General features: G+C 63.2%; 24 protein-coding genes. 11 read left to right on the top strand and 13 right to left on the bottom strand.

From position 1 onward, the window contains the following. Window positions 1-3 precede the first annotated feature (3 nt). Complete coding sequence (locus tag ABID19_RS11020; protein WP_354490386.1) at window positions 4-921, bottom strand: SMP-30/gluconolactonase/LRE family protein; 918 nt, start codon at window positions 919-921, stop codon at window positions 4-6. Window positions 922-1,189: 268 nt separating this feature from the next. On the opposite strand from ABID19_RS11020, the gene ABID19_RS11015 reads away from it, so the two are divergent. Beyond that, window positions 1,190-1,357: a hypothetical protein gene (locus tag ABID19_RS11015; RefSeq protein WP_354490384.1), complete on the top strand. Its 168-nt coding sequence runs from the start codon at window positions 1,190-1,192 to the stop codon at window positions 1,355-1,357. 14 nt (window positions 1,358-1,371) lie between these two features. Here ABID19_RS11015 and ABID19_RS11010 read toward each other — a convergent pair whose 3' ends face one another. The 5 genes from ABID19_RS11010 to ccmA form a co-directional block, all read right to left on the bottom strand. Further along, window positions 1,372-2,415 (bottom strand): DUF2332 domain-containing protein, encoded by a 1,044-nt coding sequence (locus ABID19_RS11010; protein WP_354490382.1) that lies wholly within the window; start codon window positions 2,413-2,415, stop codon window positions 1,372-1,374. Between the two features lie 15 nt (window positions 2,416-2,430). Next, window positions 2,431-3,009, bottom strand: coding sequence for a DsbE family thiol:disulfide interchange protein (locus tag ABID19_RS11005; protein WP_354490380.1), 579 nt, complete (start codon window positions 3,007-3,009; stop codon window positions 2,431-2,433). Further along, the gene (ccmD, locus tag ABID19_RS11000) at window positions 3,006-3,179 is read right to left on the bottom strand and encodes a heme exporter protein CcmD (RefSeq protein ID WP_354490378.1); all 174 of its coding nucleotides are present in this window, start codon (window positions 3,177-3,179) and stop codon (window positions 3,006-3,008) included. Before ccmD ends, ABID19_RS11005 begins: the two co-directional genes overlap by 4 nt. 137 nt (window positions 3,180-3,316) lie before the next feature. Beyond that, complete coding sequence (gene ccmB, locus ABID19_RS10995; protein ID WP_354490376.1) at window positions 3,317-3,982, bottom strand: heme exporter protein CcmB; 666 nt, start codon at window positions 3,980-3,982, stop codon at window positions 3,317-3,319. Between the two features lie 43 nt (window positions 3,983-4,025). Next, on the bottom strand, window positions 4,026-4,634 hold the full coding sequence (ccmA, locus tag ABID19_RS10990) for a heme ABC exporter ATP-binding protein CcmA (RefSeq protein WP_354490374.1): 609 nt from the start codon (window positions 4,632-4,634) through the stop codon (window positions 4,026-4,028). 284 nt (window positions 4,635-4,918) lie between these two features. Between ccmA and acnA the strand changes: the two genes are divergently transcribed. Then, window positions 4,919-7,609: an aconitate hydratase AcnA gene (gene acnA, locus ABID19_RS10985; RefSeq protein WP_354490373.1), complete on the top strand. Its 2,691-nt coding sequence runs from the start codon at window positions 4,919-4,921 to the stop codon at window positions 7,607-7,609. 38 nt (window positions 7,610-7,647) lie between these two features. On the opposite strand, the gene ABID19_RS10980 is transcribed toward acnA, so the two are convergent. Then, entirely contained in the window at window positions 7,648-8,322 is a 675-nt protein-coding gene (locus ABID19_RS10980) for a ceramidase domain-containing protein (RefSeq protein ID WP_354490371.1), read from the bottom strand. 178 nt (window positions 8,323-8,500) lie between these two features. Between ABID19_RS10980 and ABID19_RS10975 the strand changes: the two genes are divergently transcribed. Continuing rightward, the gene (locus tag ABID19_RS10975; RefSeq protein ID WP_354490369.1) at window positions 8,501-9,295 is read left to right on the top strand and encodes a DUF1223 domain-containing protein; all 795 of its coding nucleotides are present in this window, start codon (window positions 8,501-8,503) and stop codon (window positions 9,293-9,295) included. A 443-nt stretch (window positions 9,296-9,738) separates the two neighbouring features. Further along, complete coding sequence (locus ABID19_RS10970) at window positions 9,739-10,125, top strand: DUF2794 domain-containing protein (protein WP_095484870.1); 387 nt, start codon at window positions 9,739-9,741, stop codon at window positions 10,123-10,125. A gap of 9 nt (window positions 10,126-10,134) precedes the next feature. Here ABID19_RS10970 and ABID19_RS10965 read toward each other — a convergent pair whose 3' ends face one another. The 4 genes from ABID19_RS10965 to ABID19_RS10950 form a co-directional block, all read right to left on the bottom strand. Beyond that, window positions 10,135-10,698, bottom strand: coding sequence for a GNAT family N-acetyltransferase (locus ABID19_RS10965; protein WP_354490367.1), 564 nt, complete (start codon window positions 10,696-10,698; stop codon window positions 10,135-10,137). Between the two features lie 114 nt (window positions 10,699-10,812). Further along, window positions 10,813-11,592: a Bax inhibitor-1/YccA family protein gene (locus ABID19_RS10960; protein WP_354490365.1), complete on the bottom strand. Its 780-nt coding sequence runs from the start codon at window positions 11,590-11,592 to the stop codon at window positions 10,813-10,815. A 248-nt stretch (window positions 11,593-11,840) separates the two neighbouring features. Next, the gene (locus tag ABID19_RS10955) at window positions 11,841-14,390 is read right to left on the bottom strand and encodes an ABC transporter permease (protein ID WP_354490363.1); all 2,550 of its coding nucleotides are present in this window, start codon (window positions 14,388-14,390) and stop codon (window positions 11,841-11,843) included. After that, on the bottom strand, window positions 14,390-15,100 hold the full coding sequence (locus ABID19_RS10950; RefSeq protein ID WP_354490362.1) for an ABC transporter ATP-binding protein: 711 nt from the start codon (window positions 15,098-15,100) through the stop codon (window positions 14,390-14,392). Before ABID19_RS10950 ends, ABID19_RS10955 begins: the two co-directional genes overlap by 1 nt. 85 nt (window positions 15,101-15,185) lie before the next feature. On the opposite strand from ABID19_RS10950, the gene ABID19_RS10945 reads away from it, so the two are divergent. After that, a complete protein-coding gene (locus ABID19_RS10945) occupies window positions 15,186-15,830 on the top strand; it encodes an arylesterase (protein WP_354490360.1) in 645 nt (214 codons plus the stop codon). A gap of 135 nt (window positions 15,831-15,965) precedes the next feature. Next, window positions 15,966-16,562, top strand: a complete 597-nt coding sequence (gene thpR / locus ABID19_RS10940) for an RNA 2',3'-cyclic phosphodiesterase (RefSeq protein WP_354490358.1) — start codon at window positions 15,966-15,968, stop codon at window positions 16,560-16,562. Here thpR and ABID19_RS10935 read toward each other — a convergent pair. Then, on the bottom strand, window positions 16,466-16,984 hold the full coding sequence (locus ABID19_RS10935) for a low molecular weight protein-tyrosine-phosphatase (RefSeq protein WP_354490356.1): 519 nt from the start codon (window positions 16,982-16,984) through the stop codon (window positions 16,466-16,468). The two genes, thpR and ABID19_RS10935, sit on opposite strands and share 97 nt — an antisense overlap. A gap of 53 nt (window positions 16,985-17,037) precedes the next feature. On the opposite strand from ABID19_RS10935, the gene ABID19_RS10930 reads away from it, so the two are divergent. From ABID19_RS10930 to ABID19_RS10910, 5 genes are all read left to right on the top strand, one after another. Next, the gene (locus ABID19_RS10930) at window positions 17,038-17,331 is read left to right on the top strand and encodes a 4a-hydroxytetrahydrobiopterin dehydratase (RefSeq protein ID WP_354490354.1); all 294 of its coding nucleotides are present in this window, start codon (window positions 17,038-17,040) and stop codon (window positions 17,329-17,331) included. A gap of 205 nt (window positions 17,332-17,536) precedes the next feature. After that, complete coding sequence (locus ABID19_RS10925; RefSeq protein ID WP_354490352.1) at window positions 17,537-17,899, top strand: YkvA family protein; 363 nt, start codon at window positions 17,537-17,539, stop codon at window positions 17,897-17,899. A gap of 241 nt (window positions 17,900-18,140) precedes the next feature. Next, a complete protein-coding gene (locus tag ABID19_RS10920) occupies window positions 18,141-18,644 on the top strand; it encodes an invasion associated locus B family protein (RefSeq protein WP_354490351.1) in 504 nt (167 codons plus the stop codon). Window positions 18,645-18,837: 193 nt separating this feature from the next. Then, window positions 18,838-20,073, top strand: a complete 1,236-nt coding sequence (gene rlmN / locus ABID19_RS10915; RefSeq protein WP_354490349.1) for a dual-specificity RNA methyltransferase RlmN — start codon at window positions 18,838-18,840, stop codon at window positions 20,071-20,073. Continuing rightward, window positions 20,070-20,555 (top strand): hypothetical protein, encoded by a 486-nt coding sequence (locus ABID19_RS10910; RefSeq protein WP_354490347.1) that lies wholly within the window; start codon window positions 20,070-20,072, stop codon window positions 20,553-20,555. The genes rlmN and ABID19_RS10910 overlap by 4 nt, the downstream gene beginning before the upstream one ends. Here ABID19_RS10910 and ABID19_RS10905 read toward each other — a convergent pair. Beyond that, the gene (locus ABID19_RS10905; protein WP_352936681.1) at window positions 20,527-21,168 is read right to left on the bottom strand and encodes a LysE family translocator; all 642 of its coding nucleotides are present in this window, start codon (window positions 21,166-21,168) and stop codon (window positions 20,527-20,529) included. The genes ABID19_RS10910 and ABID19_RS10905 overlap by 29 nt on opposite strands. Window positions 21,169-21,236 lie beyond the last annotated feature (68 nt).

Raw genomic sequence — 21,236 nt, 5'->3', positions numbered from 1 at the left:
CGCTCAAAATGTCTTTGCGCCGTTGACCATCAGCCGGACCATGTAGAGCGAGGTCGTGCCGGCGATGTAGAGGCAGTTCAGCTTGTTGCCGCCGAATACGCAATTGGCGACGACTTCCGGCACCTTGATCCTGCCGATCAGCGTCCCGTCAGGGTCGTAGCAATGAATGCCGTCGGCGGCACTGGTCCAGATGCGCCCTTGGTCGTCGAGCCTGAAGCCATCGAACAGGCCGGCCGTGCAGTCGGCGAAGACCTTTCCGCCGGAGACCTTCTTGCCACCATCGTCGACATTGAACACCCGCATATGCGCCGGATTCTGCGCGCCATGCGTGCGGCCGGTATCGACGACATAGAGCTTGCTCTCGTCGAGCGAGAAGGCGAGCCCGTTAGGCCTGACCATGTCGGTGATGACAGCTTCGATCTCGCCGGTACCGGGATCGGCCCGGTAGACATGGCAAGCGCCGATCTCGCTCTCGGCCTTGTCGCCCTCATAATCCGTGTCGATGCCGTAGGTCGGATCGGTGAACCAGATCGACCCGTCGGACTTGACCACCGCATCGTTGGGGGAGTTTAGCCGCTTGCCGCGCCATTTGTCGGCGATGGTGGTAATCGAGCCGTCATGCTCGGTGCGGCTGACACGGCGGCCGGAATGTTCGCAGGTGACCAGCCGGCCCTGCCGGTCGACGGTATTGCCGTTGGAATTGCCCGACGGTTGCCGGAACACGCTGACGCTGCCGTCGGTCTCGTCATAGCGCAGCATGCGGTTGTTGGGGATGTCGGACCAGACCACATAGCGGCCGGCCGCGAACCAGGCCGGCCCCTCCGCCCACCGGCATCCGGTGAACAGCTTTTCCACCTGCGCATTGCCGTTGAACAGCCGCGCAAAACGCGGATCGAGAATCTCGTAGTCTTCGGCGGCCATGGTTTTCCTCCCAGTCATGCAAATCGGTGCCGGCGCGATCAAGCCAGCCTGCGATCGATATGGCAAGATCTACGACGATCGCTTCACCCGCATCTTGAGGCGAACGCCGCATGGCCACAGCAGGTCACGCGCCGTTAACCGGCTATGCGTCCAGTGCAATGGTGCATTGCAGCATCTTCTTTTTGCAACGCACCATAACTATGTCATGTTCCGTATCGCAAGGGAGGAACAACCTGCCGCAACAATGCGGCGCAGAAGGAACCTTGCTATGATCCTCGACAGCCTCGTGAGCCGCGCTCGCACCAGCATCGCCAAGCGCCGGCAATACAACCGCCTCGTCGCCGAAATCGACTCCTTTTCCGGCCGCGATCTCGCCGACATGCGCGCCGACCGCAGCGAAATGCTGTACCAGGTCCACAAGCAGATCTACGGCTGAGTGAATGGGATCGGTTAGCCGATCCATTCGATCCAGCGGCCGTGGTAGTCGCAATTGGCCAGGCGGCGCGTCTCGCCGCTCGGCCATAGAGTAAGGCTGAGTACCGCCCAACTGTTTGCGGGATCGCGCGGCTCCATCCGCAGCCTTGCGATTGGCGCAGCGGCCGTGGCCTGTCTGCCCGCCTGCTCCAGCGTGGCGATGATGGCATCCTTGGTCGCCCGCGGCAGGTATTGCCACATGATCGAATGATAGAGCACGAAGGCGCGGCCATGCTGCCGCGCAGCCAGTGCCTTCTCGACAAAATCCGCCGCGTCCGCCTTGACAAGCATCGGTGGAAACTTTTCGGCAAGTGACAGCGCGGCGTCGAGCCGGGCCAGCCGCGCTGCCTGATCGGCCCAGACATAAGACCGAAGCCGTAATCGCGCCGCTGCGTCGGCGATATAGATCGGCGCGGTGTCGCAGCCGGCGCGATGGCGGACGTCGATCGCTCCACCAAGCGGAACAGCGAGGCCGCGCATCTCCGGCGCCAACCGCACGGGGGAGGTCAGGTCGCCCCACTCGGCATCGCCGTAGCGATAGTGAAAGCTGTCGAACAGGAGATTGAGCCCGGCGCTGGCGCCGATCTCGCACAGATCCAGCGGCAGGCCGGTTTCCCGCGCGACCGTCAGAAATCCGGGCAACAGCATTGCCGACCGGGCAATTTCATTGGTCTGCGGCGCACCGGAGAGGCCAGCGACGATCCGCTCGTCGGACCGCGCAATTGCCTCCGGCAGCACCGCGGCGATCTCGAATTCGTTTGCTTGGTTGGGCGGATAGATCAGTGCCAGTCGCTCATCGGCACCCGTCAGGACCAACGCATGCAGCGCGCCGCAGAGCCGCAGTGAGAGGGCGTCGGCGCGCGCGTCCCCCGGCCAGCCGAGCACCACCTGCCCAGCCCTGGTGTTTGCGTCGAGAACCTTGGCCAATGCACGGCATAATTTCGCGGTGAACGGCGAACCAAGTCCATCGCAGCCCTTCGCCTGCGCCAGAAAATGATCTCGCATGTCTTGTTCGTCCATCGCGTTTCCGCTGTCTCAGCCTGGCGCGGCCAGCGCCTTCTCGATCTCCGGCAAAAGCAGCGTCTGCGCCGAGCCTGGCGTCAGCGGGCCGACATGCTTGTAGGCGATCTTGCCGTCCTTGCCGATGACGAAGGTTTCCGGCACGCCGTAGACACCCCAATCGATCGCCGCGCGCCCCGCCGCGTCGACGCCGATCGCCTGGAACGGATTGCCGAGTTCGCCGAGGAACCGGCGGGCGTTCTCCGGCTGGTCCTTGTAGTTGAGCGCGGCGATGACGAAGCGCTTGTCCTGCGACAGTGCTAGCAGCACCGGATGTTCGTCACGGCATGGCCCGCACCAGGACGCGAAGACGTTGACCAGCGTGACCTTGCCGGCGAACTGCCTGGAATCGAGCCCCGGCAGATTCATGCCTTCCAGCGCTGGCAGATTGGTCTGCGGCGCCGGCAGGCCGATCAGCGCCGATGGCACCTCCGAACTGTCGCGACCGGACAATAGCTGCGTCAGGAACAACCCAGCCAGCCCGAGGAAAATCAGCAGCGGCAAAAGCACGATCAGGCGCCGCCCGCGCGCCGGCGTTTTTGCCTCCATGCTCATCGCTTCGTTGTCCCCGCCTTGTCGGAGCGACGCCGCACGCCGGACGCTTCCAGCTCGGCGAGGTCTCGTCTGCGTGCCCGCTGGTCGAGAAGGATCCAGCCGATCAGCCCAGCCAGAACCACGGCCGTGATGGCATAGGCGGCGGTCACATAAAGCGCATGCGCGCTCATATGGATCGCTCCGCCGGCGCAAAACCTTTCAGCCGGGCCATTTCGCTTCGCTCGAACATGCCTTTCCTTAACCTTGCGCCATCGGCTTCGCAATCGACAGCAGCGCCGCGGCCTTTGACGCCAAGCGGCCGTCTAATTTAGTCCGCCCCATGACGCAGCGCCAGCGCCGCCGCAACCGGCCCAAGCACGGCAAGAAACAAGGTCAGCGCGGCGAGAATGAGGAAAGGCTGCAGGAACGGATCGGGGTCCGCCACCGCGCCATAGCTTGCCGAGACGCCAAAGATCAGTACCGGAATGGTCAGCGGCAGCACCAGCACCGAGATCAGCAGCCCGCCGCGCGGCAGCGCCACCGCCACCGCCGCACCGGCAGCGCCGATGAAGGTGATCGCCGGCGTGCCGACCAAAAGGGTCAGCGCAGTGGCGCCGATGCCGATCGGCTCCATGTTCATGAACAGGCCAAGCAAAGGTGCCGCGATGACCAGCGGCAGCACGCTTCCCACCCAATGCGCCAGGCATTTCATAAGCACGGTCAGCGCCAGCATGTGCCTGTTGTCGCCGAGCACCAGCAGATCGAGCGAGCCGTCTTCCCGGTCGGCCTGGAACAATCGGTCGAGACCAAGCAGGCAAGCAAGCAAGGCACCGATCCACAGGATTGCCGGGCCGATGCGGGCGAGCAGGTTGAGATCCGGCCCGACGCCGAAGGGGATCGTCGCGATCACCGCGAGAAAGAAGATCACGCCGGTCAGCGCACCGCCGCCGGCGCGGATACTGAGGCGGATGTCGCGCAGGAAGAGGGCTAGCATGGCTTGAGATGCCTTTGCCCAGGGGCGCCGTGGAGCACCGACATCAAACGGCCTCCCCCATCCTCAACGCCTTCGCCCCCTCAATTCCCAGCGGCAGATGCGTGGCCGCCACAACGATCCCCCCATCTCCAAGATGCTTCCGCATCAGCACCGCGAATCGCTCTTCCGAAGCTTTGTCCAGCCCGGCCGTCGGCTCATCGAGCAGCCACAATGGCCGCCGGCTGACCAGCAGTTTTGCGATCGCCGCGCGCCGCCTCTGCCCGGTCGAGAGATAGCCGAACGGCAGATGGCCGATACCATCAAGCCCGACCGTTTCCAGCGCCTGTTCAGCGCTCAAGAAATCCGCACCCGAAAAATCGCGCCAGAAGCGCAGATTTTCCATCACGGTCAACGCCGTCTTCATCGCGTTCTGGTGGCCGAGATAGTGGCAGGCCGAGGCAACCGATGGAAAATCCTCGCCGCCGCCTTCGATGAGCACGCGGCCTGCCGCCACCGGCAGCAGCCCGGCGACGACCCTGAGCAGCGTCGATTTCCCCACACCGTTCGGCCCGGTGACGATGAGCGCCTGGCCTTTCTCGAGGGCAAAGTCGATGCCGGAAAAGACCGTCTCGCCGCCACGTTCGCCGCCCAGTTTTTCGGCGATCAGCCGCATTCGTTCCCCTTCGCCGGAAGTCCTGGCGCGGCTTCGGTGCGCCGCAACAAAAATGGCGATTCCGTGTCTAGAACTATTCCAGGAAATTCTCTATATGCGGGTCATCCGTGCCAGCGGTCGGCGCGGGAACAGAATTAGCGCCGAACCAGCGCACGCGCCGCCTTGAACGGCTCGGGTTGGCTGGGAACGGACAGCGGAAATGGCCGTACCCGCACCTTTGCGCGTGATTGCATGCCATCGGCGTCCGTTCCCTTTCAGGCTGAACAGACAAGGACGGATCGCACGTGTCAAAATCCCTCGATAGCTTCAATTGCCGCCGCACGCTGACCGCAGGCGGCGCCGACTATGTCTATTACGACCTCATCGAGGCCGAGAAGAACGGCCTCACCGGCATCGCCCAGTTGCCCTATTCGATGAAGGTGCTGCTGGAGAACCTGCTGCGTAACGAGGACGGCCGTTCCGTCACCAAGGAGAGCATCCAGGCTGTCGCCGGCTGGCTGACCGACCGGGGCACCGCCGGCGTCGAGATTGCCTATCGTCCGGCTCGCGTGCTGATGCAGGATTTCACCGGCGTTCCGGCCGTGGTCGACTTGGCCGCCATGCGCGACGCCATGGCCTCGCTCGGCGGCGACCCGCAGAAAATCAATCCGCTGGTGCCGGTCGATCTGGTCATCGACCACTCGGTCATCGTCGATGAATTCGGCACGCCGCTGGCTTTCGCCAGGAATGTCGAGCTTGAGTACGAGCGCAACGAAGAGCGCTACAAGTTCCTGAAGTGGGGCCAGCAGGCCTTCCGCAATTTCCGCGTCGTGCCGCCCGGCACCGGCATCTGCCACCAGGTCAATCTCGAATATCTCGGCCAGGTCGTGTGGACCAACACTGAAGGCGGCGAAACCACCGCCTATCCCGACACCTGCGTCGGTACCGATTCGCACACCACCATGATCAACGGCCTTGGCGTTCTCGGCTGGGGCGTTGGCGGCATCGAGGCCGAGGCCGCAATGCTTGGCCAGCCCGTCTCCATGCTGTTGCCCGAAGTCATCGGCTTCCGTCTCACCGGCAGACTGAGGGAAGGCGTCACCGCCACCGACCTGGTGCTCACCGTCACCCAGATGCTGCGCAAGAAGGGGGTCGTCGGCAAGTTCGTCGAATTCTTCGGCCCGGGTCTGTCCAACATGACGCTGGCCGACCGCGCCACCATCGGCAACATGGCGCCCGAATATGGCGCCACCTGCGGCTTCTTCCCGGTCGACGGCGAAACCATCCGCTACCTCACCATGTCCGGCCGCGAGGAAAACCGTATCGCTCTGGTCGAGGCGTACGCGAAGGCGCAAGGCATGTGGCGCGATACCGGCTCGGCCGACCCGGTCTTCACCGATCTGCTCGAGCTCGATCTCGGCGACGTCGTGCCGTCGATGGCCGGCCCCAAGCGTCCGGAAGGCCGCGTCGCACTGGAAGGCATTCCAGCCGGCTTCGCCAAGGCGATGGAGACCGAGTACAAGAAGGCCGCCGAAATCGACAAGCGCTACGCCGTCGAAGGCACCAATCATGATCTCGGCCATGGCGACGTCGTCATCGCCGCCATCACCTCCTGCACCAACACCTCGAACCCGAGCGTGCTGATCGGCGCCGGGCTGCTGGCGCGCAACGCCAACCGGCTCGGGCTTAAGCAGAAGCCGTGGGTCAAGACATCGCTGGCGCCGGGCAGCCAGGTCGTCGCCGAATATCTGGAAAAATCCGGCCTGCAGAAGGAGCTCGACCAGATCGGCTTCAATCTGGTCGGCTTCGGCTGCACCACCTGCATCGGCAATTCCGGCCCGCTGCCGACGCCGATCTCCAAGACCATTAACGACAAGGGTCTGATTGCTGCCGCGGTCTTGTCCGGCAACCGCAATTTCGAAGGCCGCGTCTCGCCCGACGTGCAGGCGAACTACCTCGCTTCGCCGCCGCTGGTCGTCGCCCACGCGCTGGCCGGGACCGTGACCATGGACCTGACGTCAGAGCCGCTCGGCGAGGATCGTAACGGCAACCCGGTCTACCTCAAGGATATCTGGCCGAGCTCGGTCGAGATCCAGGAGTTCATTGAGAAGAACGTGACGCGCGAACTGTTCGCCCGCAAATATGCCGACGTCTTCAAGGGCGACGAGTACTGGCAGAACGTCAAGGCGCCGGAAGGCCAGACCTACGCCTGGGACGACAACTCGACCTACGTACAGAACCCGCCCTATTTCGCCGGCATGACATCAGGCTTCGGCACGATCGGCGACATCAAGGGCGCCCGCGTGCTCGGCCTGTTCGGCGACAAGATCACCACCGACCACATCTCGCCGGCCGGCTCCATCAAGGCGGCTTCGCCTGCCGGCAAATATCTCACCGACCATGGCGTCGGCGTCGCCGATTTCAACCAGTACGGCACGCGGCGCGGCAATCATGAGGTGATGATGCGCGGCACCTTCGCCAACATCCGCATCCGCAACCACATGCTGGGCGAGAACGGCCGCGAGGGCGGCTACACCATCCACTATCCCTCCAAGGAAGAGACATCGATCTACGATGCCGCCATGGAGTACAAGAAGGAAGGCGTGCCGCTGGTCATCTTCGCCGGTGTCGAATACGGCAACGGCTCGTCGCGCGACTGGGCGGCCAAGGGCACCAACCTCTTGGGCGTTCGCGCCGTCATCGCCCAGTCCTTCGAGCGCATCCACCGCTCGAACCTGGTCGGTATGGGTGTCATCCCCTTCGTCTTCGAGGAAGGCACCTCGTGGGCCTCGCTCAACCTCAAGGGCGACGAACTGGTCGAGATCGACGGGCTGAGCGCCATTAAGCCGCGCCAGAAGATGACCGCCAAAATCACTTATGGCGACGGCACGGTGAAGGAAGTTCCGATCATCTGCCGCATCGATACGCTCGACGAACTCGACTACTTCAAGAACGGCGGCATCCTGCAGTACGTGCTGCGCGATCTGGCTGCTTAAAGCAGCAAGGGAATAGGGCTTAGGCAGTAGGGAATAGGCTACTGCCTACTGCCTACTGCCTTCCCAAACCGTGCCGTCGCTGCCAGCAGCACGCCGAGCATCAGCCCGTTGAGAATGTGCCACAGGAAATGCGTGCCGAGCGGAAAGCTGCCGCAGACCAGCGGATCGATCATCCGGCAGATGACCGACACGACGAAGATCGCCGAGCCAGCCAGATTGTACCAGCCGGCGCGGTTGCCGCTCGCCGCCACCAAGGCGCCGAAGAAGGCGAGCGCCAGGAAGGGCGCCAGATAGCCGGTGGTGCCGTTCGACGCTTGGCGCAGCCAGTCCGGCACGGCCCAAGTCAATAACCCGGCAATGGCATAGAAGGCGACGAAGATAGCGATCGCCTTGCCCCATCTCATGCCGAGGAAGCGGCGCAGGTTGAACAGCGTGTAGGCCAGCGTGAAGCCGGCGATCGGCAGGATATCGGCCCAGATCGTGGCGTGGTTGGCGAAGGTGTGGAACAGCGCCGAGCCGATGCCGATCGCCACCACCCACCAGGCCAGCGCTTCGGCAAAGATGCCGGTGCCGCGCCGGCGCACTTCCCGGACACCCCACAGCCCGGCGGCAAGAAAAGCCAGATTGGTCAGTGCGTTGACCGGTTCGGCCCAGATCTCCGGCCCGACCCGCTCACAATAGAGGTCGACCGGCGTCAGAAGAGTTTGCCACATGCTGATTGTTGCCCGAATCGGTTTCTACCCTGAAGTGTAACCCCTGCTGTTGCGCTCTTGCAGTCGACTGCGACGATAAAATTTCACCGCAACGTGACTTCCCGTTGACTGCCGCTTCTGCCACATATTTCGCCAATCAGAACAAAGCCGGCATCACCGGCGGGAGTCGAAACGGGCCATGACATCTCGAAGACCATTGCGGCTTGCGGCATTTGCGCTGGCCCTTTCGGTGTTTGCCGGCGCCACGCTTGCCGGTAATGCGCTTGCCGGCGAAGCCGGCGGCCCCCAGACCGACAAATCCTCGACCGGACAAACGTTGGGCGTGGTCGAGCTCTTCACCAGTCAAGGCTGCAATTCCTGCTTGCCGGCCGATGAATTCTTCGCCGAACTTGCCGCCAGGGAAAACATCGTCGCGCTCGCCTACCACGTCGACTACTGGGATTACCTCGGTTGGAAGGACACGCTAAGCCGCAAGGAAAACACCGAGCGGCAATACGAATATATGCGCACCTTTGGCAGCCGCTCTGTCTATACGCCGCAGGCCGTTATCAATGGCCGCAGCCATGTCAACGGCGCCAGCCGCAAGGAAGTCGACGGCGCGCTCGCCCGCATGGAGAAATCAGGCGAAGGGATGCGGGTCAGCATCAAGGTCAGCCGGACCAGCGACCGCGTCATCATCGATGCCGGCGAGGCCGGGGCCGGCCCCAGCGATGCTCATGTCGTCATCGTCTATTTCGACCCGCCGCAGACGATCAAAATCGGCAAAGGCGAAAACACCGGCCGCAGCATGACCTACTGGAACGCTGTCTCCGGCATCCAGACTGCCGGCATGTGGCAAGGCAAGGCGCAGCGCTACGAACTGCCTATGAGCGTGATTTCCAAGAAAGGCGGCTGCGCCGTGCTGCTGCAATCGGTGGGCAAGGACGGCCTGCCAGGCCCTATTCTGGGCGCCGCCTTGATCCACAAGCCGTAAGTGGAAACCTCTCCTTCTCCCTTGCGGGGAGAAAGGGAAGCCGCACGCATCCCACTCCATCCAGCAATAAAAAACCGACGTCAGCTTGCTTCTGACGCCGGTCATTTAGGTTTGGGATCGTCGCACCCGATTTTTCCGAGGGAAAAACCGAGGTTGGTTCGATCCGACGCAGACCCGTGGGCGGGGGGCTTGGGGTTTACGAGCCAGTGCCGGACCGAACCGTCTCAGGCAACAGCCGTAAATTCGTCGGACATTGGGGCATGAGCGCGGATAAAAGAAGGCAGAATTGTGGCGAAGCATCACCAATTCCAACGGACGTTTTATAAACGTGACTGGACACTGCGGAAACGGTGCGGGCGCTGCCTTTGCCCGGTTGGGCTTGCAATTCCACGGCGAAAGCGCCAACTTTGGCTGGCATAAGATTCATTCGAAGGGATCGAGGCATGACTGATCACGGCAGTGGGACGGAGGATGGAGACGCATCCGCAATACTGATCCCGCTGCATGAGGCAAGACGCGAACGCCTCGACCAGCCGGTGCGGTTCGACCGGCGCGAACTGGACCAGATCCTGAGGCTTTACGGGCGCATGGTCGCTGCCAATGAATGGCGCGACTACGCCATCGACCATCTCACCGACCGCGCCGTCTTTTCCGTGTTCCGTCGCACCAGCGAGGTGCCGCTGTTCCAGATCGTCAAGGATCCGAAGCTGGCGCGCCGGCAAGGCGCATTCGCCGTTATTGCCGCCGGCGGTCGCATCCTCAAGCGTGGCCAGGAACTTGGCCGCGTGCTTGGCGTCTTCGACCGCACGCTGAAGCTGGTCGAGGCCTAACTCGTTATTTTACTTACGGAACTTCCGTTCGGGCAGCGATTGCGGATCGGGCGCGATAGACGCGCCACCGTTGATCGGCAGCTGCATGAACACCGTGTCCAGCCAGCGTCCGTGCTTATAGCCGGAGCCTTCGAGGCGACCCGAATGGCGAAAGCCTAGCTTTTCATGTAGCCGCACCGAGGCACTGTCCGGCCGGCCGTCACCGATCACTGCGATGATCTGGCGAAAGCCCGCCGCCTCGGCCGCCTCGATCAGGCCTCGCATCAGCTTGAGCCCAACGCCCTGCCCCTTGGCCTCGGGCGCGACATAGACGGAATCCTCGACGACAAAGCGGTACGCAGGGCGCGGCCGAAAGGCACCGGCATAGGCATAGCCGAGCACGATGCCGTCTTTTTCCGCGACCAGATACGGAAAGCCGCCAGCTATCAAACTGTCGAATCGCTGCCCCATCTCGGCACGATCAGGCGGCTCCAGTTCGTAGCTCGCCGTACCACGGATAACCGCATCGGCATAGATGCCGGTGATCCGGTCAAGATCGGCCGAAGTCGCGGCCCGTATCGTGACGCTGCTCATAATTTATGCAAGTCGTTCATCTGCCTTCCATCACAGCAAAGGCCGGCACAAAAAGAAAGGGCGGCTGTTGGGCCGCCCTTTCCAAAATCGCTGGTCCACAGAAGCAGGATCGCCTTAGCGGCGGTCGCCCATGAACTGCAGCAGGAACATGAACAGGTTGATGAAGTCGAGATAGAGCGTCAGCGCGCCCATGATCGCCTTGCGGCCGGCAACGTCGGTGGCGTCGCCCTCGAAATACATCTCCTTGATCTTCTGCGTGTCATAGGCGGTGAGGCCCGAAAAGATCAGCACGCCGAGCGCCGAAACGGCGAAGGACAGGGCCGACGATTGCAGGAAGATGTTGATCACCATCGCGATGATCAGCCCGAATACGCCCATCACCAGGAACGAGCCGAATGCGGTCAGATCGCGCTTGGTCGTATAGCCATACAGCGACAGCGCACCGAAAGCCGCTGCGGTGGCGAAGAAGGTCTGCGAAATGCTGGCGGTCGTGTAGACGAGGAAGATCGACGACAGCGACAGGCCGACCAGGCCGGCATAGACCCAGAACGTCGTCTGCGCGGCAGAAACGCTCATCGACTGGACACGGAACGACAGGAACAGCACGGCGGCGAGCGGAGCCAGCATCACCACCCAGCGCAGCGGCGACCCGAAGATCGCGTAGCCGAAGGAGGTCAGCATTTCGCCGCTCGGCAGCGTGGCGACCGCCGAAGCCGGATCGGTGGTGGTGGCCAGCATAATCGTGCCGACCGCGGCAAGGCCGGTGATGAGGAGGCCAAGCCCCATCAGATTGTAGACCTTAATCATATAGGCGCGCAGGCCCTGGTCGATGGCAGCATCGACGCCGGCGCCGGGCACGGCGCGCGTCTGATAGTTGCGAAGCGGTTCAGCCATGGAAATCCTCATATTGCTTCTGCCCCGTCCGGTGTCAGGTCCATTTGAACTCAGGTCCATTTGAACCCAGGCGCCGCTGGCGGGGCTCCAGCATGCCTGCGGCGAAATATGATGGTTATTGGCGTCGAGAACAAGACCGTAACGGAGCGTAATGCTTCGTGAAGTCGCGGAAATCCGGTTTTTCGGCTTTTAAAGCCCTCAACATTACGCAGAATTAATCAAAAACCAGCCTCGTCCAGCCTCGCAGATCAGAGATTGCGCAGCACCGGGGCTGCCTTGTGGCCCAGCACCCGCCAGGTGCCGGCGAGGCCAATGCCGACCGTGACCACCAGCGCAAAGACGATGGTTGCCACCGCTACATCGGGCATAAAATGCGATGGCAGCGTCATGACGCGGGCGACAACGAACCACGCCGCTATCCCGCCTGCCGCCAGCGCGAAGATCGCGGTGGCGAGGCCGATCAGCATATATTCCAGCGAAAAGGCCGCGATCAGCGTTTTCCTGGTGGCGCCCAGCGTCTTCAGCACCACTGCGTCATGGATGCGGGCCCGGTTGCCGGCGGCCAGCGCGCCGGCCAGCACCAGCACCGAGGCGATCAGCGCCACGCCGGCCGCCGCCCTGATCGCGGTGCCGAGTTGCGCCACCAGCCGGTTGACGATGTCGAGCGCGTCCTTGACCCTGACTGTCGTCACCGCGGGAAAGGCACGGGTGACGGCATTGAGAAGCCGGGCATCGTCGGCCGCCGACGCGCCCTTCTCGGTCAGCGTCGCCAGCCAGCTATGCGGCGCGCCGGCAAATGTGTTGGGCGAGAACACCATGACGAAGTTGATGCCCATCGTCTCCCACTCGACCTGGCGGAAATTGGCGATCGTCGCCGTTACGTTACGGCCAAGCACGTTGACGGTGACGGTGTCGCCGAGCTTCAGTCCGATCTCTTTGCCTTCCTCGGCCGAAAACGACACCAGCGGCTCGCCGGCATAATTGTCCGGCCACCACGTGCCTTCGGTCAGCGTCGCATTCGCGGGAATTCTGGCCTCGTAGGTCAACCCGCGATCGCCGCGCAGCACCCAGGCCCCCTCCGCCGGGACCTTGACCTTGTCGACGTCGACGCCGTTCAGCGCCATCACCCGGCCGCGCAGCATCGGCACCTTGACCAGCGTACCCTGCGGCGCTTGCCTGACGACCAGCGCCGAGAACGCGTCGACATCGCTGCTCTGGATATCGACGAAGAAGAAGTTCGGCGCCCGTTCCGGCAGGCTGCCGGAAATCTGACGCCTGAGATTGCCGTCGATCAGTGCCAGCGTCACCAGAAGCGTCAGCCCCAGTCCCAGCGACAGCACCACCGACGGTGTCAAGGCGCCTGGCCGATGGATGTTGCCGATGGCGAGCCTGAATACCGTCGAACCAACGCGCGGGCTCTTTCTGGCGGCCCACTGCACCAGCGCGCCGACAAAGCGCAGCACCAGGAAGGCAAAAATGGTAGCGCCGACGAAGATCGAGGCGATGCGGCGGTCGCCGGAAAACAGAATGGCCAGCGCCGCCAGCAGCAGTGCGATGCCGAGCGCCGCCGCGAGGTAGAGCGGGCGTGGAAAACCGCGGCCCTCAAAACCCATTTCGCGAAACAGCGCCGTCGCCGGGACGTCGCGCGCACGGCCGAGCGGCAGCAACGCGAAAGCCAGCGTCACCAGCAGGCCGAACAGCGCCGCCATGCCGAGCGCGCCGGGATAGAACCCGCCTTCCGCCGGCACCGGAATGACCGACTGGAGTGCCGCGCTCGCTGCGAACGGCATCAGTGCGCCAAGCACGAGGCCGAGCACGATACCGAGGGCGGCGATCATCAGGATCTGCACCAGGTAGACGGCAAAGACGAAACCGCCCGAAGCGCCCAGGCTCTTGAAAGTGGCGATGACGCCGCGCTTACCATCGAGATAAGCGCGCACCGCATTGGCCACCCCGACGCCGCCGACCACCAGCGCCGTCAGCCCGACCAGCGTCAGGAACTGCGAGAACCGTTCGATGTTGGAGGATAACGCCGGCGCCGCATTGCTGCGCGTGCGGATCGACCAGCCAGACTGCGGAAACTCCTCTGCGGCCTGCTCCTGAATGGCTTTTATGCGCGCCTCGCCGGTGCCGCCGGGCAAGCGGACCTTGTAGGCGTTCTCGACCAGGCTGCCGGGCTGGATCAGGCCAGAAGCGGCAAGCCCGTCCGTCGAGATCATCAGCCGTGGCGCAAAGCCGAAGCCGTCCGACACCGCGTCCGGCTCGCTGACGAGCCTAGCGCGCAGTTCGACTGTCGCGCTGCCAAGCTTCAGCCGATCGCCGATCCCAAGGTTCAGCCGCTCGAACAGAAGGTCGGGTGCGGCGGCGCCGAAAACACCGGATTTTTCGCCGAACAAGTCCTGCTTCGACAGCGCTGGCTCGGTCTCCAGCGCGCCATAGAGCGGATATGCCCCGTCGACTGCCTTGGCCTCGACCAGCGCCTGGTCGGAACCATCCTCGAGTCGCGCCATCGAGCGCATGTTGGCGCTGTGCGAGACCGTGCCCAGGTCGTCGAGAAAGATTTGCTCGGCATGCGTCGCGGCGCGCTGGTTGAGCTGGAAACGAAGATCGCCGCCGAGCAGCGACTGGCCTTCGTTGGCGACACCGGCGGTAATCGCCCGGGCCACCGAATTGACGCCGCCGATCGCCGCGACGCCAAGCGCGATGCAGGCAAGGAAGATCAGAAAGCCGGATAGCCCGCCGCGCATCTCGCGCAGCGAAAAGCGGAAGGCGAGCGTCAGCGTGCGCGACAGCGGCATCAGGCCGGCACCTTACCAGGCTTTGCGGCTGGTTCTGGCGCGTCCCCGATCCGGCCCGATCGCATCGATACCTGCCGGGAGCAGCGGGCGGCGAGCGCCGGATCATGAGTGACCAGCACCAGCGTCATGCCACGCTCGGCCGCCTTGGCGAACAGAAGATCGGCGACCTGCCGCCCCGTCGTCTGGTCCAGATTGCCGGTCGGCTCGTCGGCGATCAGAATGCGGGGAGAGGGCGCCAGTGCCCGGGCGATCGCCACACGCTGCTGTTCGCCGCCGGACAATTCGCCGGGATAATGGGTGACGCGGTCGCGCAAACCCACCGCCTCCAGCTCCCGCGCCGCCACGCCGAACGGATCGACATGGCCGGCAAGTTCCAGCGGCACTGCGACATTTTCAAGCGCCGTCATATTGGGGATGAGGTGAAAGGATTGGAAGACGATGCCAATGTTTCGCCCACGAAACGATGCGATCTGGTCTTCGCTCTTGCCGTTCAGCAACTCGCCGGCAATTCGTACCGTGCCCGAATCGACCCTTTCCAGGCCGGCTAAAACCATCAATAGCGTCGACTTTCCCGAGCCCGACGGCCCGACGATGCCGGTCGCCTCTCCATCGGTCACCTCGAGGCTGACACCTTTCAGCACATGGACGGAAGACGCTCCTTCCCCGAGCGTCAGCGATACGTCTTTCAGCGCGATGACGGCTTCTGTCAAAATAAAATCGTCCTATATGGGAGAGAGGAGGCCAGAATTCGGCCTGCCGCCAACACAATGTTCTCGATCATATGGGGCCTGCCGCATGGCTTTCAAACACACTCTTGCCGCAGCCTTCACCCTTTTTCTCGGAATTTGCGGCGCCATTTCGTCGGCGCGCGCCGAACCCGTAGAGATCGTCGGCTTCGGCGACAGCCTGATGGCGGGCTTCGGTCTCGGACCGGACGAAGGCTTCACCCAAAAACTCGAGGCAGCGCTTCGCGCCAAGGGCCATGATGTGACGGTCGCCAATGCCGGTGTTTCGGGCGATACGTCGAGTGGCGGCCTGTCGCGGCTCGACTGGTCGGTGCCGGACGGCACCCAGCTTGTCATCCTCGAGCTCGGCGCCAACGACATGCTGCGCGGCGTTTCTCCCGATATCACGCAAAAGAATCTGGATGCCATGCTGGCGAAGCTGAAGCAGCGCAAGATCGCCGTGCTGCTGGCCGGCATGCGTGCGGCACCCAATCTCGGCGCCGACTACCAGAACGGCTTTGACGCGATCTTTCCGAAGCTGGCGGCAAAATACGGCGTTCCGCTCTATCCGTTCTTTCTCGACGGCGTCGCCGGCGAGCCGGCTTTGCAACTCGAGGACGGCCTGCACCCGAATGCCAAGGGCGTCGACCGCATGGTCGAAGGCATACTGCCGGATGTCGAAAAAGCCATTGCCCTGGTTCAGGACAGCTCTTGAGGGACGATATCGCGATGGGTCATGCCTTCCCCGGGAAGATTTTAGGCGGGCCTGCGACCAACAAACCACTTGCCCCGCTCGATCATCGATGATTCGCTAGGGACGAGAGTTCGATTCGAGGACAGGAGGCTTGCCATGCCGCGTCTTTTCACCGCCCTCGAAATACCGCGTGATGCCGCCCTTTCGCTGTCCCTGCTCCGGGGCGGCCTGCCCGGGGCCCGCTGGATCGACGTCGAAAACTATCACATGACGCTGCGCTTCATCGGGGATGTCGAGGGCCATGTCGCCGACGAGATCGCCAACGCGCTCGACCGTGTCCACCGCCCGTCCTTCTCGCTGACGCTGTCCGGCGTCGGCGCCTTCGGCCAGAAAAAACCGCATGCGGTGTGGGCCGGCGTATCCGCCTCGCCCGATCTTTCGGCCCTGCAGGCCGAGATCGAGCGCATTTGCCAGCGCCTCGGCATCCCCGCCGATCCGCGTAAGTTCATGCCGCACGTAACGCTGGCCCGCCTACGCAATTCGAGCCCGCTCGACGTCGCCCAATATCTGTCGGCGCGCGGCAATTTTTCGACGCTGCCGTTCCGCGTCGGCCGGTTCGTCCTGATGTCATCGCGCGATTCGGTCGGCGGCGGACCCTACATCGTCGAGGAGGCCTGGCCGCTGTCGGGCGTCGATGCCCGCGCTTCGAGCCGCGTCGCCAGCGCCTCCGACGTTTCGCGGATCATGCGGTAGACCGAGGCAAACGCTTCCGGCCCCTCGCGATAAGGGTCCGGCACGTCGCTCACCCTTCCCTGCGCGAACTCCAGGAACAGATGAACACGGTCGCGCATGGCGGCAGGCACCAGCGCTTTCAGATCCCGGAGATTCGATCGGTCCATGGCGAGAATGAGGTCGAAGCGCGAAAAATCGTCCAGCGTCAGCTTGCGCGCCCGCTGCGTGGAAATATCGATGCCGTGCCGCTCTGCGATCGATACCGAGCGCGGGTCGGGTGCCGAGCCGGCTTCCCAGTCGCTTGTTCCGGCCGAATCGAGCAGGATCTCCCGATCGAGACCGCGCTCCGCCAGGACGGCGCGCAACACGCCCTCTGCCAACGGCGAGCGGCAGATATTGCCGAGACAGACGAAAAGAATGGATTTTATCGGCTTCGCGCTCATCGATCCGGCATTATGCTGAAGACTGCGAACTCCAGATAGCACGGGAACCGAACATGGCGAGAGAGAAACTAAGCCGGGACGCAGTCGCCGAGGCGCTGGCCGGCCTCGATGGCTGGTCGCTGGCCAGCGATGGCGGCTCGATCGCGCGCACCTTCACCTTCGAGAACTTCTCCGAAGCCTTCGCCTTCATGACCCGCGTCGCCCTGGCGGCGGAGAAGATGGACCATCACCCCGACTGGTCGAATGTCTACAAGACCGTGAACGTTACGCTCAATACCCATGATGCCGGCGGCCTGACCGCGCTCGATTTCGAACTGGCCAGGAAGATGAACCGCTATTTCGATTAGAGCGCCGGAGATCTGTCGACGCCGTAGCCCCTTGCTACCCATTTAAGGCCAGCATCACCTGAACCGTGGGTTAGCGCGGCAAAGACCAATCCGATTTTCAGTCCGGAGAACGGCCGAGCTCTTGTAGTGGACTGGCGCTTTTACCACATTTGCCGCTGGCAGGCGCGCGTGTAACGACATGCGCAGGCTCGTTTAGGAGACACTGATGGCGCAAAAATCCGGTTTTGATTTCTTCGGCTTTGGCGGCAAGCCAAGCGACGAGAGCGAAGTGCGCGCGAAATTTTGGCACACGGCCAAGAGGGCTGCCCGGCAGATCCCATTCATGGAAGAGTTGGTCGCCGCCTACTACTGCGCCATGGACAAGAACACACCGCTGCGCGCCAAGGGCATCCTGGTGGCCGCGCTCGGTTACTTCGTGCTGCCTACCGACGTCATCCCCGACTTCGTCTTCGGGCTGGGCTTTACCGACGACATCGCCGTGCTGACCGCCGCTATCACCACCGTCAAAGCCCACATCACACCAGCGCACCGGCTCGCCGCCAGGCAGGCGATTGCCGACAACAGCTGAGCCGGCGATAAGGCAGAAAAGTCAAACTCTTGCCGCTTTCGTGGCCTCCAAGTCGCGAAAGGGACGTTGCAACTGCCGCTTTTCGAGCGACGGGAGCAAGGATGGCGGCGGTTTCCGGGGTGGAAGTCCTTTTCCCAAGGGAAGTTCACCGTTTGGTAACCCAGATTAAATCAAAATGAAGCGACGGGCAGGACGCCGAGCCGGCCTGCTTCCGCACCATTTGGAATATACGGGAAAAGCGATGCGCGGATTGATTGCTACAATTTCGAGCCTGGTCCTGGTGGCCATGACAGCGCCGGCACTGGCGCAGTCGGCGACCAAGATCGGCCAGCACAATGCCTGGGGCACCTACAGCTACCAGGCGTCGGGCGGCAAGGTCTGCTATGTGTTGACCGTGCCGACCGACAAGCAGCCGCCGACGCTCGACCATGGCGACATGTTCTTCTTCGTCAGCCAGCGACCGGGGCAGCAAGTATCTTACGAGCCGCAATTCATCGCCGGCTACAATTTCCAGGAAAACTCCAAGGCCACCGTCACCATCGACGGCAAAAGCTTCTCGATGTTTACCCGCGGCAAGTCGGCCTGGGTCGAGAACGCCGCCGAGGAGCCGGTGCTCATCGCCGCGATGAAGTCCGGCAGCGACATGAAGGTGCAGGCGAAGTCCGGCCGCGGCAACACCACCACCTATGTTTTTTCGCTGAAAGGCATTTCGGCGGCGCTGTCGTCGATCGCCAGGTGCAAATAGCCATAGGTAGAGTTTGAGTAAGGGCCGGGCCGCAAGCCCGGCTTTTTGCTTTTGAAGCGCCGCCGGCCGGCACATTGCGGCGAGCCTTGCCGCGCCGCGGCCCATGACTCCGCCATCAACCTGTGCTATGCGCCGCGCTTCATTTCGGGCACGATGCTGTAATCGGCCGCAAATCGCTTATATCAGTGCAACAATGACCCTTTCATTCGATCTTACCACTGACGGCGCCCGTGACGCGTTGCGCGCCCGCGCCATGCCGGCCGAAAAGCCGTCGCTGATCGGCCTGACGCGTGCCGAGCTTGGTGCGGCCCTCGTTGCATCGGGCATCGTGCCGGAGCGCCAGGCCAAGATGCGCGCCCAGCAACTCTGGCACTGGATGTATGTGCGCGGCGTCTCCAACTTTGCCGGCATGTTCAACATCTCCAAGGATCTGCGGGCGGAACTCGACAGGCATTTCACCGTCGCCAGGCCCGAGATCGTCGAGGAGCAGATTTCCTCCGATGGCACGCGCAAATGGCTGTTCCGCTTTCCGCCGCGCGGCGCCGGCCGGCCGGTCGAGATCGAGACCGTCTACATTCCCGAAGAAGGCCGCGGCACGCTTTGCATCTCATCGCAGGTCGGCTGCACGCTGACCTGCTCCTTCTGCCACACCGGCACGCAAAAGCTGGTGCGCAACCTCACCGCCGAGGAAATCCTGGCTCAACTCCTGACCGCCCGCGATCGGCTCGGCGATTTCCCAGATCGCGACACGCCGGACGGCGCCATCGTGCCGGCCGAGGGTCGCAAAGTCTCCAACATTGTCATGATGGGCATGGGCGAGCCGCTCTACAATTTCGAGGCGGTGAAGAAGGCACTGCTGATCGCTTCGGACGGTGACGGGCTTTCCTTGTCAAAGCGCCGCATCACGCTGTCGACCTCCGGCGTCGTGCCGGAGATCTTCCGCACCGGCGAGGAGATCGGCGTCATGCTGGCGATCTCGCTGCATGCCACCAATGACGATCTGCGCGACCTTTTGGTGCCGATCAACAAGAAGTATCCGTTGAAGGAGCTGATCGCCGCCTGCCGCGCCTATCCCGGCCTGTCGAACGCCCGCCGGATCACCTTCGAATATGTGATGCTGAAGGACGTCAACGATTCGATCGAGGACGCCAGGGGGCTGATCAAGCTGCTCAAAGGCATTCCGGCCAAGATCAACCTGATCCCGTTCAACCCATGGCCGGGCACCAACTATCAGTGCTCGGACTGGGAGACGATCGAGAAATTCGCCGACTACATCAACAATGCCGGCTATGCTTCGCCGATCCGCACGCCGCGCGGCCGCGACATCCTCGCCGCCTGCGGCCAGCTCAAGTCGGAATCCGAGCGGATGCGCAAGGTCGACCGGCTGGCGCTGGAAGCGATGATGATCGCGGGGCATGGCGAGGCGTGAACCGCCTTGTCGCTTATCTCATCCGCTTTGCCGTCATCCTGATCGGCTATGGCGTCGCCTCGCTGGCGGCAAGCGCCTTCCTCAACATCATGTTCCTGGCGTCGCTTGGGCTGATGACGGACGAGACGCAACCGGCGGCGCAGGCCTCGCTGTGGTTTTCCGTCCCCTTCGTTGCTTTGTTCGTCGCCTATTTCGCCTTTATGCCGGCGGCCATCGCCATCCTCGTTTCCGAGATCCTCGGACGGCGCGACTGGCTGTTCTATGCACTGGCGGGTGCGGCGGTCGCAGCGGTCTTCCTCGGCTTTGCCTTCCAGACCGCCGATGCCAATTTCGAGATCACTGATCCACGCGTCGCCGCTGCCGTGATCGGCTGCGGCATGGTCGGCGGCATTTTCTACTGGCTGAGCGCCGGGCGCTCAGCCGGAAGCTGGCGGCAAGCCGGCAGGTCCGCGCCTACTTCGCCTGGGCGGTCAGGATCTTGAGCGCAAAGGCCGAGAACACCCCGGCGAACAGATAGTCGACGACGCGCGTCACGCGCGGGCTGGTCTTCATAGCCGCCGAGAATTTTTCTGCTGCAAACACCATCGGCGCCGTCACCGGGATCGACAGCACCACGAACATCGCGCCGAGGAAGAACAGCTTTCCGGGCGCGTTCGGATCATGCGCGGAGACGAATTGCGGCAGGAAGGTCATGAAGAACAGGATGATCTTCGGGTTGAGCAGATTGACGCCGAGCCCGGCCGCCCAGCTGCGAAACAACGAAATCTGCGGGCCGCTTTTCTTCTCCGGCGAAAACGCCGACCCCTTGGTGATTGCCTGCCACGCCAGGAAGACGAGATAGCCGGCGCCAAACAGCTTGAGCACGAGGAAGGCCATCGGCGAGGCGACGATCAGCGCCGAGATGCCGACCACCACCAGCGTCGTGTGGATCAGCGTGCCGCACAGCGCGCCGGCCATCGAGGCAAAACCGGCGGCGCGCCCTTGGCTCAGCGTGCGCGAGACGAACAATGTCATGTCAGGCCCCGGCGTGATCGCCAGGATGAAGGTGGCGATGGCGAACTGGATCAGCGTGGTGGTATCGGGAATGAAGGACATGGTCGGCCCCTGGATAAGGAGTTGAAGCCTATAGCGCAGGTGCCAAGCCGGCGCCAGCTTACGGCCAG

Origin of the sequence: Mesorhizobium robiniae (assembly GCF_040545535.1) — a bacterium.
Lineage (GTDB): Bacteria > Pseudomonadota > Alphaproteobacteria > Rhizobiales > Rhizobiaceae > Mesorhizobium > Mesorhizobium robiniae.
Note: the sequence above shows the minus strand (reverse complement) of the source record. Positions and strands in the feature narration are given on the sequence as shown.